Below are 15,591 nucleotides of genomic sequence, written 5' to 3' on the forward strand. Positions count from 1 at the left end.
GGCGCTCTATGTCGCTCTACAAGCTTCTTCGACCCATGGCCTTCGCGCTCGACGCCGAAACGGCGCACCGCGCGACGATCAAGGCGTTGAAGCTGGCGCCGCCGTTGCCACTGCCGCGCTTCGCGCCGGAGTTGTCGCAGTCGGTCGCAGGTTTGACCTTCCCCTCGCCGGTCGGATTGGCCGCAGGTTTCGATAAGGACGCCGAGGTACCCGACGCGATGCTTGGGCTCGGCTTCGGATTTGTCGAAGTCGGCACGGTCACGCCACAACCGCAGGCGGGCAACCCAAGGCCTCGCCTGTTCCGGCTCAAGGAAGACCGCGCGGTGATCAACCGCATGGGGTTCAACAATCGTGGGCAGGCCGATGCACTTGCGCGGCTGGCCAAGCGCGACGGTGCTCGCGGGATCGTCGGCGTCAACATTGGTGCCAACAAGGACAGCGCGGACCGGATCGCCGACTATGTCGCGGGCGTCCGAACAATGAGCCCGGTCGCCGACTATCTCACCATCAACATCAGCTCGCCCAATACGCCGGGCTTACGCAACCTGCAGGCAGGCGGTGAGCTGGTCGAGTTGCTGGCGGCGGTGCGGGAAGCGCGCGCGCCGGGCATTCCGAGATCGGATACCGAGGCAGTCCCCCGGACTGCCCCTCCTCCGATCTTCCTGAAGGTCGCACCGGACCTGGAAAGCGGCGATCACGACCGCATTGTTCGCGCCGCGATCGATCATGGCATCGATGCGCTGATCGTCGCCAACACCACCGTCTCGCGTCCACCGTTGAAGTCGCGCCATGCCAATGAGGCCGGCGGCCTATCGGGGCGGCCATTGAAGGCGTTGGCACTGGAGCAGCTGCGCAAGTTCCGCGCAGCTTCCGGCGGCCAGATCCCGCTGATCGCCGCCGGTGGGATCGAGAACGGTCATGACGCGTGGGAGCGGATCGCCGCCGGCGCGTCGCTGGTCCAGCTCTATTCGGCGATGGTCTATGAAGGGCCGGGAATTGCCCGCCGCATCGCCGATGGTCTTGCAGAGCAGCTGAAGCGCGAGGGCATGTCGAGCATTGCCGAGGCAGTGGGAAGCCGCTAGCCCGAGGCCATGATCCGCCGTTTCTCGACGCTGCTCGCAGCCATGGCGCTGGGCGCCTGCACCACTTCCCAAACCATCCAGCCTTCTGCTCCGACGGCCGCTCCGCCGGCTCAGGCGGTGCCCGGCATGGTCAGCGCCGCCGATCCGCGCGCGGCCGAGGCCGGCGCCGAGATCCTGCGGCAAGGCGGCAGCGCGACCGATGCGGAGTTGGCGATCTTGCTCGCGCTGACGGTGGTCGAACCGCAAAGCTCGGGCATCGGCGGCGGCGGCTTCCTGGTGCATAGCGACGCGCGCGGCAACGTCGAAACCTTCGACGGACGCGAAGTTGCGCCGATGGCCGCGACCCCGACCTGGTTCTACGTCGACGGCCAGCCGATGTCGTTCGATCAAGCGCAGCCTGGGGGCCGCAGCGTCGGCGTGCCGGGTAATGTGCGGATGATGGCGCTGGCCCATGCCAAGCATGGCAAACTGCCGTGGAAGGCGCTGTTCGAGCCGGCGATCCGACTGGCACGCGACGGCTTCATCCTTTCGCCGCGCGGTCACCGCATGCTTGCCGGCGGTGCCGAAACCGGCGCGCTGACGGCCGCTGGCCGGGCCATTTATTACCAGGCTGACGGCACGCCCAAGCCGGTCGGAACGCGCATTACCAATCCGGCGCTGGCCAGCTTCCTCGCTCAGTTGGCGGAGCGCGGACCGGACAGCTTCTACGTCGGACCCAATGCCCAGGCGATTGCCGCCACAGTGACCGGGGCACCGCGCAATGCGGCGCCGATGACCGTTGGCGATATCGCCGCCTATGATGCCAAGCAGCGCGTCCCCGTCTGCGGCACATACCGCGGCTATCGCATTTGCGGGATGGGTCCGCCGTCATCGGGCGCGACCACGGTGTTCGCGATTTTGAAGCAGCTCGAACGCTTCGACATGAAGGCGCTGGGCAAGGACGATCCGACGGCCTGGCACCTGTTCATTGAATCGACTCGGCTCGCCTATGCCGATCGCGGCCGCTACCTCGGTGATTCAGATTTCGTGCAGGTCCCGGTCGCCGGCCTCACCGACCCGCAATATCTGGCGAAGCGGTCGGCGCTGATCTCGCCCGATGGAACCATGGCAGCGGTCAGCGCGGGGACCCCCGCCGGCGCTCCGCAACTGGCTTCGGCGCCGGAGCAAGCCGAGCATGGCACGTCCAATTTCGTTGCCGCCGATTCCGAGGGCAACATCGCCAGCCTCACCTCGACGATCGAGAGCAGCTATGGCTCGGGCCTGATGGTCAGCGGCTATTATCTCAACAATGAGTTGACCGATTTCAACATCGTCCCCGACGCCAATGGCGTTCCGACCGCAAACCGGGTGGAGGGCGGCAAGCGCCCGCGCAGCTCCATGTCGCCGACCATCGTCTTCGGGCCCGACGGACGGGTTCGGTTGGCGGTCGGCGCGGCCGGCGGATCGACGATCATTACCCAGGTCGCCAAGGCGATTGTCGGCGTGATCGACTGGGACCTGTCGGCGCAGGACGCGATCGCCCTGCCGCTGGTCTATGCGCCGGGAGGAAGCACGGTTTACATTGAGGCCGGGAACGGTCTCAATGCGATCATACCGGGGCTAAAGGCGCTCGGTCACTCCGACATCCAGGTCGGCGACTTGTACCTCAAGGCCAATGCTGTCGAGTGGAAGAATGGCCATTGGGTAGGCGCCGCTGATCCGCGCAGTGAAGGCGTCGCGGTACAGCAGTAGGATCTAGCAAATGGCCGGAACCCAGCTCGAGAATTTCCCGAACCTGGTATCGATGTTCCTGACCCGGGTCCGCGAACGCGGCGACGGGCCCTTCCTGTGGAAGAAGGTCGAGGGCAGCTGGCAATCGATCAGCTACAATGAAGCGGCGCGGCAAGTTGCCGCGCTGGCCGAGAGCTTCCATCGGCTCGGGTTAAAGCCCGGCGACCGCGTCATGCTGGTCAGCGAGAACCGGCCGGAATGGCTGATCGCCGACCTCGGCATCATGGCGGCGGGCTGCGTTACCGTGCCGACCTACACCACCAACACCACCCGCGATCACCAGCATATCCTCGCCAATTCGGGCGCCAGCGCGGTGATCGTCTCGACCCAGAAGCTGGCCAAGAATTTGCTGCCGGCGGTGCTGTTCTCGTCGGAATGCCGCCACGTCATCTCGATCGACGACATCATCACCGGCCAGTCGCCGGACATCGCGCAATTCCATCATTGGGATGAGCTCATTGCCGGGGGATCGGACCTCGGCGCGGTCGAACGGCGCGTGGCGGATGTGAAGCGCGAGGACCTCGCCTGCATCATCTATACCAGCGGCACCGGCGGCGCCCCGCGCGGGGTGATGCAGCATCACGGCATGATCCTGCACAACGCCGAGGGCTGCGTCGATGTCATCGCCAATGACTTCGGCTGGGACGACGAGGTGTTCCTGTCCTTCCTGCCCGCCAGCCACGCCTATGAGCATACCGGCGGGCAGCACTTCCCGATCTCGCTCGGTGCGCAAATCTATTATGCCGAGAGCCTTGAAAAGCTCGCTGCCAACATTGAAGAAGTACGCCCGACGATCATGGTGGTGGTTCCCCGCCTGTTCGAAATGCTGCGCGCCAAGATCATGAAGCAGGTCGAAAAGGACGGCGGCCTGCCCGAATATATGATGAGCCGCGCCATCTCGATCGAGGCCAAGCGCCACGCCGGCAAGCGCGTGCCGTGGGACCTGCCGATGGACGGGCTGTTGTCGCTGACCCTGCGCAAGAAGGTCCGCAAGAAGTTCGGCGGGAGGATGAAAGCGATGGTCTCGGGCGGAGCGCCGCTCAATCCCGACGTCGGGCTATTCTTCCAGGCGATGGGGTTGCCGATGCTGCAGGGCTATGGCCAGACCGAGGCCGGGCCGGTGATCAGCTGCAACCGGCCCAAGACCGGAATCCGCGCCGAGACGGTCGGTCCGCCGTTGCTCAACACCGAAGTCCGCATCGCCAACGACGGCGAGATCCTGGTCCGCGGCGAGCTGGTGATGCGGGGCTATTGGCACAATGACGAGGAAAGCGCCCGGGTCCTGAACGACGGCTGGCTCGGCACCGGCGATGTCGGCCATCTCGACGACAAGGGCCGGATCGTCATTACCGACCGCAAGAAGGATTTGATCGTCAACGACAAGGGCGACAATGTCTCGCCGCAACGTGTCGAGGGAATGCTGACACTGCAGCCCGAAATCCTCCAGGCGATGGTCTATGGCGACCGCCAGCCTCACCTGGTCGCGCTGCTGGTGCCCGACCCCGAGGAGATGAAGCGGTTCAAGGATGATCCCGAGGGCATGCAGAAGGCGCTCAGCAAGGCGGTCGACCGGGTCAACGCCGAGCTCAGCGTGATCGAAAAGGTGCGCCGCTTCATCCTCGCCGACGAGCCATTCTCGGTCGAGAATGAAATGCTGACGCCGTCGATGAAGATCCGCCGCCACGTCATCGGCGGGGCCTATGGCGAGCGGCTGGGCGCGCTCTACAAGCGCCCGGCGAGCGCCGAGGCCTAGCTCTTCGCCTTGGTGTAGGGGACGAACGGCCCGAATACGCAGGACCCGCCTTCGATGTGCGACACGAGATCGATCGTATGGTTGATGTCGCCGTCGCACAGGTCGGTCGTGCCGAACGGGCGCGTGACCAAAGTCCGGCTGCCGTTGCCGATGCCGAAACACTCGCCCCGCGGCTTCTGCAGATACAGCGTCCGCCCATCCTGGAACAGAATGGTGCTGTCGTCGATCACCCGCATATTGTTGGCGCGATAATTGGGGATGCAGCGTTGCGCAGGGCCCTGCGTCCGGCCGGCCAGCGCCTCGGCGAGGTCGCGCTGGGCCCTGGGGCTCGGCGTATCGGGCACCGCCGACGCCGTGCAGGCCGCCAATGCCGCCGAACCGCCAAGCGCCAACAGCGCAACCGCCAATTTCCTCATCGTCCGTCCCTCTTGCTGTCGAAATCCTTAGCTCGCCTTCCGGTAGGGCACGAAGTCGCCGAACACGCAGGAGCCGAAGCCATAGCCGGACACCCGGTCGACGATCTCGCCGATCTGGCCGTTGCACAGCCGGCTGCTGCCATTGAGGCGCGTGACCAGCGTGTAATTGCCGTTGCCGAGCCCATAGCAGCCGCCGCGCGGCTTCTGGACGTAGACCGTGCCGCCTTCCTTGAAGAGGATGGTGTAGTCATCGACGATCGTCATGTCCGATCCGCGCATGTTGCCGATGCAGCTGACCGGCTGGCCGGCGGTGCGGCCGGCGAGGGCCTTGCCGAGTTTCTCTGCGGTTCTGGCGCTGTCGCTATCCTTTTCCGCGACAGCGACCGTCGATCCGACGATCAGCGCGGCGCCGGTGGCGGCGGCCAGGAAATAGGGACGGAGGTTCATCGGTAACTCTCCCTTTTTGGATATGGGTTGCGATTCTAAACGCGACTGCCTGAACTTAGGCCGAACGAAAATTGTCCTTTTCCGCGCGCAATGAAGCGAAATGTTCGATGCTGTCGGCCAGCAGGAAGGGGTTGGTCTCCCGTTCCTCGGCCACCGTGGTCGGGACGGTCATGCGGCCCACATCGCGCGCTGCGATGACGGCCGCCAGCCTTTCGCCAATCGCCGCATTGCCGGGGAAGGCGTGGGCCGCGAACCTGGCATTGGCCAGCGTATATTCGTGCGCGCAGTAGAGCCTGAAGTCGTCGGGCAGGCCGGCCAGCCGGCCGAGCGAATGGCGCATCTGCTCCGGCGTGCCTTCGAACAGCCGCCCACAGCCCATCGCGAACATGGTGTCGCCGACAAATGCGGCATGGTCGTCGCGGAAGATATAGGCGATATGGCCGAGCGTATGGCCGGGCACTTCCCACACATCTGCCCCGTGTGATCCGATCGAAATCCGGTCGCCTTCCTTGATTGCGACATCGAGCCCGGGCACGCGGCCATTCTCGCCGGCGGGGCCGATGATAGCGGCGCCGGTCGCCTGCTTGATCGCCAGGTTACCGCCGGTGTGATCGGGATGCCAATGGGTGTTGAGGATCTTGGTGATGCGCCAGCCGCGCTTGTCAGCTTCCGCCAGGACGGGGGCGGGATCGCCGGGATCGACCACCGCGGTTTCGCCGCTCGCCGCATCATGGGCAAGCCACAGATAATTGTCGGCAAAGGCCGGTACCGCGACAATCTCAAGCATCCACTGGGCTTCCCATCATCTCCAATGCGTCGGCGGCGAGCTTACGGGTCAATTGGGTTGCGGGCAGCCGTTCGGCAAGTGCAGCCGACTGTCCGGCAAGGGGCAGCAGCCAATCCCACTCGCCGCGCCGCTGGGCTTCGCGCCACAATGGTATGATCGCGGCCGAGGCCAGCGGAAAAGGCGGGGCCTCATCGCGCACCGGTCCGAGTTCCTCGATCAGCCGGCCAACCGCGGCCCGGGCCAGCCCGCCGCTATAGAGGTTGGTCATCACGGTCGGGCGGCCGGGCAGCAATTCCTTATGCTCGGGAGCGATCAGGCTTTCCGGAGTGAGCAGATAGGCGGTTCCGATCTGCACGGCGCTGGCCCCCAGTGCGAATGCGGCGGCAATGCCGCGTCCATCGGCAATTCCTCCCGCCGCAATGACCGGGACCGACACCGCATCGACAACCTGCGGGAGCAGGGCGAACAGGCCGACCGCCTGCGATGGGTCGGAGCCGAGGAAGCGGCCGGTGTGGCCGCCGGCTTCGAACCCCTGGGCGATGACGGCATCGACGCCGCGCTGCTCCAGCCAGCGCGCTTCGGCCACGGTCGTCGCGCTCGACAGGATGACCGCGCCGTTCGCCTTGACCCGGTCGAGCAGCTCTTGCGGAGGCAGGCCGTAGTGGAAGCTGACCACTTCGGGTTTCACTTGCTCGACCATGGCGCAGGCCGCCGCGTCGAATGGCAGCCGCAGCGGCCCCGGCGGCTCGGGCGTGATGCCGAACCGGCGATAATAGGGCTCGAGCAGTGCCCGCCAGGCGGAATCGTCGAATTGCTCCGGCATCTGGTGGCAGAAGAAGTTGAGATTGATCGGTCCCTTGGCGCGCCCGCGGACCTGCGCGGCCTGGTCGCGAATTTCAGACGGCGACAATATGCCGCAGGCGAGCGAGCCGAGCGCGCCGCCCGCGATCGCGGCGGCCACCAATTCCACTCCGCCGGCATTGGCCATTGGCGCCTGGATGATCGGATGCTCAGATCCGACCAGGTCCAGGAAGCGCTGGTCGGGCCAGCCGCTCACCAGCTGCCCGTGTTCGGCATCGATGCCCAGGGCTCGGCCGGCTCGAGCTCGCCCTTCTGCAGCAGCTCGATCGAGACTCCGTCGGGCGACTTCACGAATGCCATATGGCCGTCGCGCGGCGGGCGGTTGATGGTCACGCCATTGTCCATCAGGTGCTGGCAGGTGGCGTAGATGTCGTCGACGCGGAAAGCGAGGTGGCCGAAATTTCGGCCGCCGCCATAGTCGCTCTCCTCCCAATTGTGCGTGAGCTCGACTTCGCCGCCGTCATCACCCGGAACGCCCATGAAGATCAGCGTATATTTGCCTTGCGGCACTTCCATTCGCCGCCGCTCCTCGAGCCCCAATAGTTGAAAGAATGCAACAGTGGCTTCGGGATCGGAGACCCGGAGCATGGAATGGAGAAATTTCATTTCGCGGCTACTCCGTTCATCGCTATATATGCACGGTTCGTCGACGGTCCGTGACCGGCAATCGTGCCCGGTGGCCGTCCTAGAGTGACGACGAACCGAGAGCGTCGTTCCATGTTAGAGCGATTTCAAGGCGATCGCGCCGTTTTGCTCGGCGCGGTGGGGATTTTTGCACTTGGTCTGACCACCAGCGGCTACGCGCTTGGCGACGGACTGCGTCGCTGGAAGATGGCGGAGCACAGGAACGTCACCGTCCGCGGCGTTTCCGAACGCGACGTCACCGCGGACCTGGCCACCTGGCCGGTCAGCTTCTCGCACGAGGGAACCGACCTTGCATCGGTCCAGCAATCGGTTGACCAGCAGGCGCGCGCCGTCCGCGCCTTCTTCCTGCGGGCCGGCTTCAAGCCGCAGGAGATTACCGACGAGGACGTGTCCTTGAGCCGCCAGCAACCGACCGACCGCTACGGCGAACCGGTTGGCCCGCAAAAGCTGACGGTGACGCGGTCGATCCAGCTTCGCACCAATGACATCGCCAGGGTCCGTGCGGCCTATGCCCGGCAGGCCGAGCTGCTGCGCGACGGGGTCGAGGTCGTCGGCAGCGCTAGCAATGTCAGCTTCACCTTCACCAAGCTCAACGCGCTCAAGCCGGAGATGATTGCCGAGGCGAACCAGAATGCCCGGCGCAGTGCCGACGAGTTCGCCAAAAACAGCGGCGTCACGGTCGGCAAGCTCAAGACCGCCAGCCAAGGCTATTTCTCGGTCGGCGCGCGCGATGGGGAAGATTGCGACGATTGCGGATCGTCGGGCGGCAGTTCGCCCTACCAGAAGGTCCGCGTCGTCACGACGATCGATTACGACATCGGCTAGCCGTCAGTTGGGCTGGGGCTCTTCGGGGTTCTTGTCCTGGCCCTCGCCGTCACCATCGGGCCGCGTCGCGACCTGGTTGGTGACGGTGAGCGGCACGTCGCTCATCGCCAGAGCCTCGCGCGCGGCCCTGCCGGCGGCGCCCTTGGGGTCGGCCTTGGCTGCCTTCGTCCAATAATCACGCGCCTGGGCTTCCTCGCCGGCAGCCTCGGCGACATGGCCGGCCTCGAACAGCACCTCGGCCGAATCCGGCGCCATCGCCAGTGCGCGGTTGATGGAAACCTTGGCGGTGGGAATATCCTCTTCGCGCACGGCAAGCGCCGCCGAGAAATACCATAGGAACGGATCTTCGCTGATCGTCTTGGCGGCTTCGCCGACCTTGGCGCGGGCGGTCTTGAGGTCGTTCTGCGCTTCGGCGGCGCGGGCGCGGTCAAGCAGGGCCAGGCCATGCTGCTCGGCCTGCAGCCCGGTCCCGGCCAGCGCCTTGTCGAGCGCCACCGCGGCCTTGCCCGGCTCGCCCGCGGCGATCCACATATTGCCGGCCGCGGCCAGTGCGCGGTCCTTCGCCGGGTCGCCTGCCGGGGTGAGGTCGGCGGCGCTTTCGAACGCTTCTGCTGCTTCGGCAAAGCGCCCGGCCTTGTCGGCTTCGATCGCACGGCACGCCTGGGCGGCCGGCGTCAGGACCGTCGGGCATGCCGGCGGCGGCGCGGGTGGGCCGGCCTGGGCAGCGAGTGCGGCGGCGTAAATCAGGATCATAAAATGCGCTCCAGCAGCCCGAGCAGTTCGACCAGGATCGCGTGGATCTCATGCGGTTCGCTCAGGCGATGCCCGGCCCCTTTGATGAGGCGAAGCTGGACATCGGCTGAACGTAGCTCGCGCAGCAACTGCAATGCGACGCCCAGCCCGACTTCCGCGTCGAGCTCGCCATGGACCAGCCGGATCGGGATGGTGAGATCGATGACATTGTTGAGCAGCCGATGCTCGGCGCCCGATTGCCAGAAACCCAGCCAGGTGACCGAAGGCTCCGGCCCATAAGGATTGGGAAGCTCCAGCTTGCCGTCGCGCTTGAGCGCTTCCTTATCCTCGGGCGTGTAGCCCCAGTCGGTGAAGTCGGGCGCGGCGGCGATCCCGAGCAGCGCCTTGACCCGGTCGGGACGGCTGAGCGCGGCGTGCAGCGCCAACCAGCCGCCCATCGACGAGCCGGCGAGGACCAGCGGTCCGTCGCTCAACAGGTCGATCGCCGCCAGCGTTTCTTCCAGCCAGCGGTTCAGCGTGCCGTCGGCAAACTCGCCCCCCGACGAGCCGGTGCCCGAATAGTCGAGACGCAGGCAGCCGATGCCGCGCGTCGCACAGAAGCCATCGATCGCTTCGGCCTTGGCGCCTTCCATGTCGGACGCATAGCCGGGCAGGAACATGACGGTCGGGCCGCCCGCCTTGGCCTCGCGCAGGCGGTAGGCGATGCGGCGGCCGTCGCCGGGATCGAAATAGGCGAGCTCGGTCGCGGGGATGTCGGGAATCTGCATGGCGCTTCCCTAGCGCCCAACGCCGGGAAGGGAAGTCACGCACGCTCAGCCGTGGCAGGCCGAGACCAGTTGCTTGGCTCGGGCAGGGTCGAGCACCGGACGATAATGCTGCCTCGAATCATAAGATGCTTTGAACAGCCTCGCCCGGGCGGCGCTGGCCGGATGGTCGCCTAGCCACTCAGGCCAGTCGCCCTCCTGCTTGCGAAACTCGTCAAATGCTGAGGCCGTGGGTCGCGGATCGATGCCGGCGTGCCGTAGCATAGCGATGGCATCGGAATCGGCCTCGGCTTCGGCGGTGCGGCTGAACTTGAGCGACAGCAGGCCGCCTGCATTGGATGCGACCGCGCCGCCGCCAAGGAGAGTCACGACCGTTCCCAGTCCGAGCTGGCGGACCATCGCCGCTGCAACATGACGCCGCCGGACGTGAGCGATCTCGTGCGCCACGATCCCGGCCAAGGCGTCGGGATTCTTGATGTCGTCGAACAGGCCGCTCAGCACGACCATCCGGCCTCCCGGCAAAGCGGCAGCATTGGCCTCGTCCAACTCGATCAACTCGACGGTAAATCCGTCTTTCCGAGCTTGCGGGTCTAGCCGGTCGACGATTGCATTCAAAGATTCCTGCGCGCCGGCGTCGTCGCACCGGGTCGCCTCGATCGGCAGGTCGAAAGCCGTGCCGAGCTTGCGCTCCCACGCCAGCGGCATGTGCTTGGCCACTGCCTCGGGCGCGAAAATGACGACACCGGCAAGCAAAGTGGCGGCAATCGACAACCCGCCAAGCAGCGCGACCATCTTACGGCTTCCAACCGGTGCGACCGAACCCAGACGGCGCGGCAAGTCGGCAAGAATATCCGGGTCGATTGGCTCGACCAGGGTTAGCCGCCATCCGTCGCTCGATTTGCGGCCGAACCTTACTCGCCCGTCGGCGCTGCCCAGCCGGACAAGGTCGGCTTTGGCCACGGCATGCTCCGAACCGCTTTCATCGGTCAGGAGCAGCTCGCCCGGGCCCTGGCTGACCCGGACCGATCGCTGCTGTGCGCTCTGTCCATCGTACCAGAGCCCGAGTTGCTCCATTAGAAGGCGCCGATATCAAACGCGTCGGCAAAGCCTTCTGCGTCCTTTGGCGCGGTCGTGGTCGATTGGGTCAGTGCGGCAACATCGATTTCGCCGAACAACTCCAGCCGGTTCATGACGAACTCCCAGCGCCAGTAATTCCACATCAGCAACCCGAAGCCGAGCGTCACGATGGTGAGGCCGACCAGCTTGGCGTAGAATTTGAGCCAATCCACCGTCGACACTTCGAAGGCGGAGGTCAGCTCACCCAAGGCAAATGTGCCGGCGGCCTTGCGGAAGAAGGCGGCCCAGAAGCTGGTCATCACGATCAATAGGCCAGCAATCAGAAACAGCATCGGCAGCAAGGCCATCGGCTCGAACACGCCGGGCTGTACCGTCGCCGGACCGGGCGCTGTCGCCCAAGCCAGAACCCCGAAGCCAATGTAGACCGCATAGACCATCATCCAGCGGCTCTGCAGTCCGACCGTGTCGACGTCGCTGTCGAGCATGTGCGGGCCGAACGACATTTTGCGAATGCGGTCGTTCCAGTTCTCGGCGATCGCTCGCGGTGTCAGGATACCCAGCGTCAATCCGGCGACGAAATTATTGCCCAGCGCGGTCCAGCCGTAACCGACGCCATTATCGTCGCTGCCGCCGCGGATCCCGCGCCAATATGTGCGCGAGAGGCGGTAACGAAGCGCCCGGAACTGGGCGAATCCGAATGCCCACAACAGGAAGATGTAAAAAGAGATTGCACCCAACACCATGAACCATTGCCCAAGCAGGGCCGCGCCGCCGACGATCAGTGCGCCCCAGGCCACGAATATGCCCATCACCATCAGGAAGCCGATGAACATCTCGCCGCCGGTGCCGGTCCATTCGAGCTCGTCGTCGATGATGCGGGTGTTCGACCAAAGGTAACGCCGTTGGCGGGCGGTGGCCCAGAATCGGTAAATGCCAAGCGTGACGATGGTCAGCAGCAGATTGGTGACGGCGATCTTGAGGTAATCCTGCCATCGACCAGTAAAACGAATGCCCCGGGCGTGCTCGCCCGGCGCCGAAGTCATTGCATCCATGAAAATATTCTCCCCCGCCCAACAAAAACCGAGCCACACGAGACTAACGAGCGATTGATATTAGGGAAGGGGCATAATTGGTTAGCGAGAGGCCGGGTTCAGATTTTCGACGGCGAGGCGAAAATTTCCTCGATCCGAAGTCCGAACAGTTCGGCGATGCGGAAGGCGAGCGGCAATGACGGATCATATTTGCCGGTCTCGATCGCATTGACGCTCTGCCGCGAGACCTGGAGCCGTTCGGCCAGGTCCTGCTGGCTCCAGTCGCGTTCGGCGCGGAGGATTTTCAGGCGGTTGTTCATGCGCAGGACCCAACCGTGCCGACCGTCAGCTTGTTGTAGACGGCGCCGAGGCCCAAACCGATGAACCAGAAAAAGGCAGCGCCAAACCCGCCATTGCCCTTTGCTACCAAATCGAAATTTTGGAGCATTTCCCAGATGGTCATCACTGTCAGGCAAAAGCCGGTGGCGAACAGGCATTGACGGACCTGCAGCAGACGGATGAACTCGTCGGGCTCCTCGATCAGCAGGCGCATCACGGCCCAAAATACGCCGATAATTGGAAAAGCGGGCAGGATGGCGAGGACATAAGCGGGAACGCCATGGACGGCGTCGGCGCGAAACGTCCTCACCGCGATGAAGAAGGTAACGAGGTAAATGCTCATCATGACCGCAATGCGGATCACGTAGCGGCGGGTCGCCGGGCTGCGGTACATTGCCATTTCAAGCTTCCTTTACTTTGTGTAAAGGTAGCTTTACTCGATTCGCGATCAAGAAGTCAAGTCTCCTTTACTAAAGCCCGGCTTGAAGCGCTTGCTGCACTGCACTAGGTGCCAATCCCATGGCCGAGATGTTCAAGATCACCCTGCCCGACGGTTCGTCACGCGAAATGCCCGAGGGCTCGACCCCGGCGGATGTCGCAACGGCGATCGGGCCAGGCCTGGCCAAGGCGGCGTTGGCGGCGCGGATCGACGGCGAGGTGCGCGACCTCAACCGCCCGTTCGAGGGCGACTCCAGTCTCGCCCTGATTACCTCGAAGGACGAAAAGGACGCGCTGGAGCTGGTCCGGCACGACTTCGCCCATGTTCTCGCCGAGGCCGTGCAGCGGCGCTATCCGGGCACGCAAATCACGTTCGGCCCGGCAACCGAGGACGGCTTCTATTATGATTTCGCCCCGGCCCCCGAGCGCGGACCCTTCACCGACGAAGACCTGCCCGCGATCGAGGAGGAAATGCGGCGGATCATCGCCGAAGACCTGCACCTGATCCGCGAAGTGTGGCAGCGCGAGGACGTGCGCGCCCTGTTCGAAAAGCAGGGCGAGCGCTTCAAGGCCGAGTGGGTCATGGAGCTGCCGGCGGGCGAGCCGATCACCATGTATCGGTCAGGAACCGGTGACGGCGCCTGGATAGACCTCTGCCGCGGGCCGCATCTTCCCTCGACCGGCAAGCTCGATCCGCAGGCGTTCAAGCTGACCCATGTATCGGGCGCCTATTGGCGCGGCGACCAGAACAACCCGATGCTGTCGCGCATCTACGGCACAGCCTGGCTCAACAAGAAGCAGCTGGCCGATTATCTGGTGCGGCTCGAGGAAGCGGCCAAGCGCGACCATCGCAAGATCGGCCGGGAGATGGACCTGTTCCACCTTCAGGCCGAGGCGCATGGCAGCGTCTTCTGGCACCCCAACGGCTTCATCATCTGGCGCCAGCTGGAAGCCTATATGCGCCGCCGGCTCGACGCTGCCGGCTATGTCGAGGTCAAGACGCCGCAGCTGATGGATGCCCGCCAGTGGGAGAAGAGCGGCCACTGGGGCAAATATCGTGAGAATATGTTCATCGTCCCCGACGAGATTCCGCATGTTCCTGAAGATGGCGCCGAGGACGATGCGCCGGTGCTGTCGGGCAAGTCCGATCTGATGGCGCTGAAGCCGATGAACTGCCCGGCCCATGTGCTGATCTTCAAGCAGGGCATCACCAGCTACAAGGAGCTGCCGATCCGGCTGGCCGAATATGGCTGCTGCCACCGCAACGAGCCGCACGGCGCGCTGCACGGCATCATGCGGGTGCGCCAGTTCACCCAGGACGACGGCCACATCTTCTGCCGTGAGGACCAGATCGTCGACGAGGTGCAGGCGTTCGGGGACCTGCTCGACAGCATCTACCAGGATCTCGGCTTCGACAATTATGCGATCAAGCTGGCGCTGAGGCCCGACAAGCGCTTCGGCAGCGACGAGCTATGGGACCAGGCTGAGGCGGAGCTGCGCGACGCGGTCGTCGCCTCGGGCAGGGCCACCGAAGAATATGGCTGGGAAGAGCTGCCCGGCGAAGGCGCCTTCTATGCGCCCAAGCTGGAATATCATCTGACCGACGCCATCGGCCGCACCTGGCAGGTCGGCACGATGCAGTCGGACCGCGTGCTGCCCGAGCGGCTCGATGCCAATTACATTGGCGAGGATGGCGAGAAGCACCGGCCGGTCATGCTCCACCGCGCGATCCTCGGTACCTTCGAGCGGTTCATCGGCATTTTGATCGAGCATTATGCCGGCAAATTCCCGCTGTGGTTGGCGCCGGTCCAGGCGGTGGTCGCGACGATCGTGTCCGATGCGGATGATTATGCGCGGGAGGTCGTTGAGAAGCTTCGCGCCGCCGGGCTGCGCGCCGTGGCCGACCTGCGCAACGAGAAGATCAACTATAAGGTGCGCGAGCACAGCCTTGCCAAGGTCCCGCTGCTGCTGGTGGTCGGCAAGCGCGAGGCCGATGAGGGGACGGTCGCCGTTCGCCGCCTCGGCAGCGACGAGCATCAGAAGGTGATCGGCCTCGACGAGGCGGTGGCACTCTTTGCTGCCGAGGCGGTGCCGCCTGACTTGCGGTGAAACATCATCTCGCCTTCGCACTGGCGCTTCTTGTTTCGTTGTTGGTGTCGCTCGTGCTTTCAGCCCCCATCATTTTGGGCGATTGCGGAGCATCGACAGCGCACGAGCCAGCGCTTCGAGCCTGCCTCGACGGCCGGCGCACCGAGTATCTAATTTATCTCGTGTCGATGGCCGCGACGTTTCTTTGGGCAATCGCTGAACATGTTCGTCGCGGGCGTTACGTGTTCTGGGTATTGGTAGCCCTAATGCTGGCGCCGTTCACATTGACAATGGCCTATGCCCATCTTCTCGAGCCGGATTGGCAAGCGCTCGATGACCGACTCCCTAACGCCTGATCGACGCCCTAGGACGTGAAAATGCAGCAGTTGGCACCGCCTGCCCTTTTCAATGGCGGGCGAAACCCCTAATTCGCGCGCTCAACCAACGATTCTAGGAGATTGCGCTATACCCCCGCCCACCCCGCGCCGCCCGCTGGCGCCGCCGCAGATCAGCGG

Annotated in this window: 17 protein-coding genes; 6 read left to right on the forward strand and 11 right to left on the reverse strand. The window is 64.7% G+C overall.

What is annotated here, in order from left to right:
• The first annotated feature begins 8 nt into the window (after positions 1-8).
• The 3 genes from Q0C64_RS04900 to Q0C64_RS04910 are packed head-to-tail and all read left to right on the forward strand — an operon-like array spanning position 9 to position 4,605.
• Positions 9-1,082, forward strand: coding sequence for a quinone-dependent dihydroorotate dehydrogenase (locus Q0C64_RS04900; protein WP_294121212.1), 1,074 nt, complete (start codon positions 9-11; stop codon positions 1,080-1,082).
• A gap of 9 nt (positions 1,083-1,091) precedes the next feature.
• Complete coding sequence (ggt, locus tag Q0C64_RS04905; protein WP_294121213.1) at positions 1,092-2,813, forward strand: gamma-glutamyltransferase; 1,722 nt, start codon at positions 1,092-1,094, stop codon at positions 2,811-2,813.
• 10 nt (positions 2,814-2,823) lie between these two features.
• Positions 2,824-4,605, forward strand: a complete 1,782-nt coding sequence (locus Q0C64_RS04910) for an AMP-dependent synthetase/ligase (RefSeq protein ID WP_294121215.1) — start codon at positions 2,824-2,826, stop codon at positions 4,603-4,605.
• On the opposite strand, the gene Q0C64_RS04915 is transcribed toward Q0C64_RS04910, so the two are convergent.
• The 5 genes from Q0C64_RS04915 to Q0C64_RS04935 are packed head-to-tail and all read right to left on the reverse strand — an operon-like array spanning position 4,602 to position 7,722.
• Positions 4,602-5,021 (reverse strand): hypothetical protein, encoded by a 420-nt coding sequence (locus Q0C64_RS04915; RefSeq protein ID WP_294121216.1) that lies wholly within the window; start codon positions 5,019-5,021, stop codon positions 4,602-4,604. The genes Q0C64_RS04910 and Q0C64_RS04915 overlap by 4 nt on opposite strands.
• A 27-nt stretch (positions 5,022-5,048) precedes the next feature.
• Complete coding sequence (locus tag Q0C64_RS04920; protein ID WP_294121217.1) at positions 5,049-5,468, reverse strand: hypothetical protein; 420 nt, start codon at positions 5,466-5,468, stop codon at positions 5,049-5,051.
• A gap of 55 nt (positions 5,469-5,523) precedes the next feature.
• Positions 5,524-6,255 (reverse strand): hydroxyacylglutathione hydrolase, encoded by a 732-nt coding sequence (gloB, locus tag Q0C64_RS04925; protein ID WP_294121218.1) that lies wholly within the window; start codon positions 6,253-6,255, stop codon positions 5,524-5,526.
• Entirely contained in the window at positions 6,248-7,312 is a 1,065-nt protein-coding gene (locus tag Q0C64_RS04930) for a nitronate monooxygenase (protein ID WP_294121219.1), read from the reverse strand. Before Q0C64_RS04930 ends, gloB begins: the two co-directional genes overlap by 8 nt.
• Positions 7,309-7,722 (reverse strand): VOC family protein, encoded by a 414-nt coding sequence (locus Q0C64_RS04935; RefSeq protein ID WP_294121220.1) that lies wholly within the window; start codon positions 7,720-7,722, stop codon positions 7,309-7,311. Before Q0C64_RS04935 ends, Q0C64_RS04930 begins: the two co-directional genes overlap by 4 nt.
• 156 nt (positions 7,723-7,878) lie before the next feature.
• On the opposite strand from Q0C64_RS04935, the gene Q0C64_RS04940 reads away from it, so the two are divergent.
• Positions 7,879-8,586 (forward strand): SIMPL domain-containing protein, encoded by a 708-nt coding sequence (locus tag Q0C64_RS04940; protein ID WP_294121221.1) that lies wholly within the window; start codon positions 7,879-7,881, stop codon positions 8,584-8,586.
• Positions 8,587-8,589: 3 nt separating this feature from the next.
• Here Q0C64_RS04940 and Q0C64_RS04945 read toward each other — a convergent pair whose 3' ends face one another.
• From Q0C64_RS04945 to Q0C64_RS04970, 6 genes are all read right to left on the reverse strand, one after another.
• Positions 8,590-9,339: a hypothetical protein gene (locus Q0C64_RS04945; RefSeq protein WP_294121222.1), complete on the reverse strand. Its 750-nt coding sequence runs from the start codon at positions 9,337-9,339 to the stop codon at positions 8,590-8,592.
• Complete coding sequence (locus Q0C64_RS04950) at positions 9,336-10,106, reverse strand: alpha/beta hydrolase (protein ID WP_294121223.1); 771 nt, start codon at positions 10,104-10,106, stop codon at positions 9,336-9,338. The genes Q0C64_RS04945 and Q0C64_RS04950 overlap by 4 nt, the downstream gene beginning before the upstream one ends.
• Before the next feature lie 45 nt (positions 10,107-10,151).
• Positions 10,152-11,177, reverse strand: a complete 1,026-nt coding sequence (locus Q0C64_RS04955; protein ID WP_294121224.1) for a M48 family metallopeptidase — start codon at positions 11,175-11,177, stop codon at positions 10,152-10,154.
• Positions 11,177-12,232, reverse strand: coding sequence for a DUF898 family protein (locus Q0C64_RS04960; protein ID WP_294121226.1), 1,056 nt, complete (start codon positions 12,230-12,232; stop codon positions 11,177-11,179). Before Q0C64_RS04960 ends, Q0C64_RS04955 begins: the two co-directional genes overlap by 1 nt.
• 98 nt (positions 12,233-12,330) lie before the next feature.
• The gene (locus Q0C64_RS04965; protein WP_294121227.1) at positions 12,331-12,531 is read right to left on the reverse strand and encodes a helix-turn-helix transcriptional regulator; all 201 of its coding nucleotides are present in this window, start codon (positions 12,529-12,531) and stop codon (positions 12,331-12,333) included.
• Entirely contained in the window at positions 12,528-12,950 is a 423-nt protein-coding gene (locus tag Q0C64_RS04970) for a hypothetical protein (protein ID WP_294121229.1), read from the reverse strand. The genes Q0C64_RS04965 and Q0C64_RS04970 overlap by 4 nt, the downstream gene beginning before the upstream one ends.
• A 119-nt stretch (positions 12,951-13,069) precedes the next feature.
• Between Q0C64_RS04970 and thrS the strand changes: the two genes are divergently transcribed.
• A complete protein-coding gene (thrS, locus tag Q0C64_RS04975) occupies positions 13,070-15,097 on the forward strand; it encodes a threonine--tRNA ligase (RefSeq protein ID WP_294121231.1) in 2,028 nt (675 codons plus the stop codon).
• Entirely contained in the window at positions 15,094-15,432 is a 339-nt protein-coding gene (locus tag Q0C64_RS04980; RefSeq protein WP_294121232.1) for a hypothetical protein, read from the forward strand. The genes thrS and Q0C64_RS04980 overlap by 4 nt, the downstream gene beginning before the upstream one ends.
• The last annotated feature ends 159 nt before the right edge of the window (positions 15,433-15,591 follow it).

Origin of the sequence: Sphingomonas sp. (assembly GCF_023266535.1) — a bacterium.
In the GTDB taxonomy this organism is placed as follows: Bacteria; Pseudomonadota; Alphaproteobacteria; order Sphingomonadales; family Sphingomonadaceae; genus Sphingomicrobium.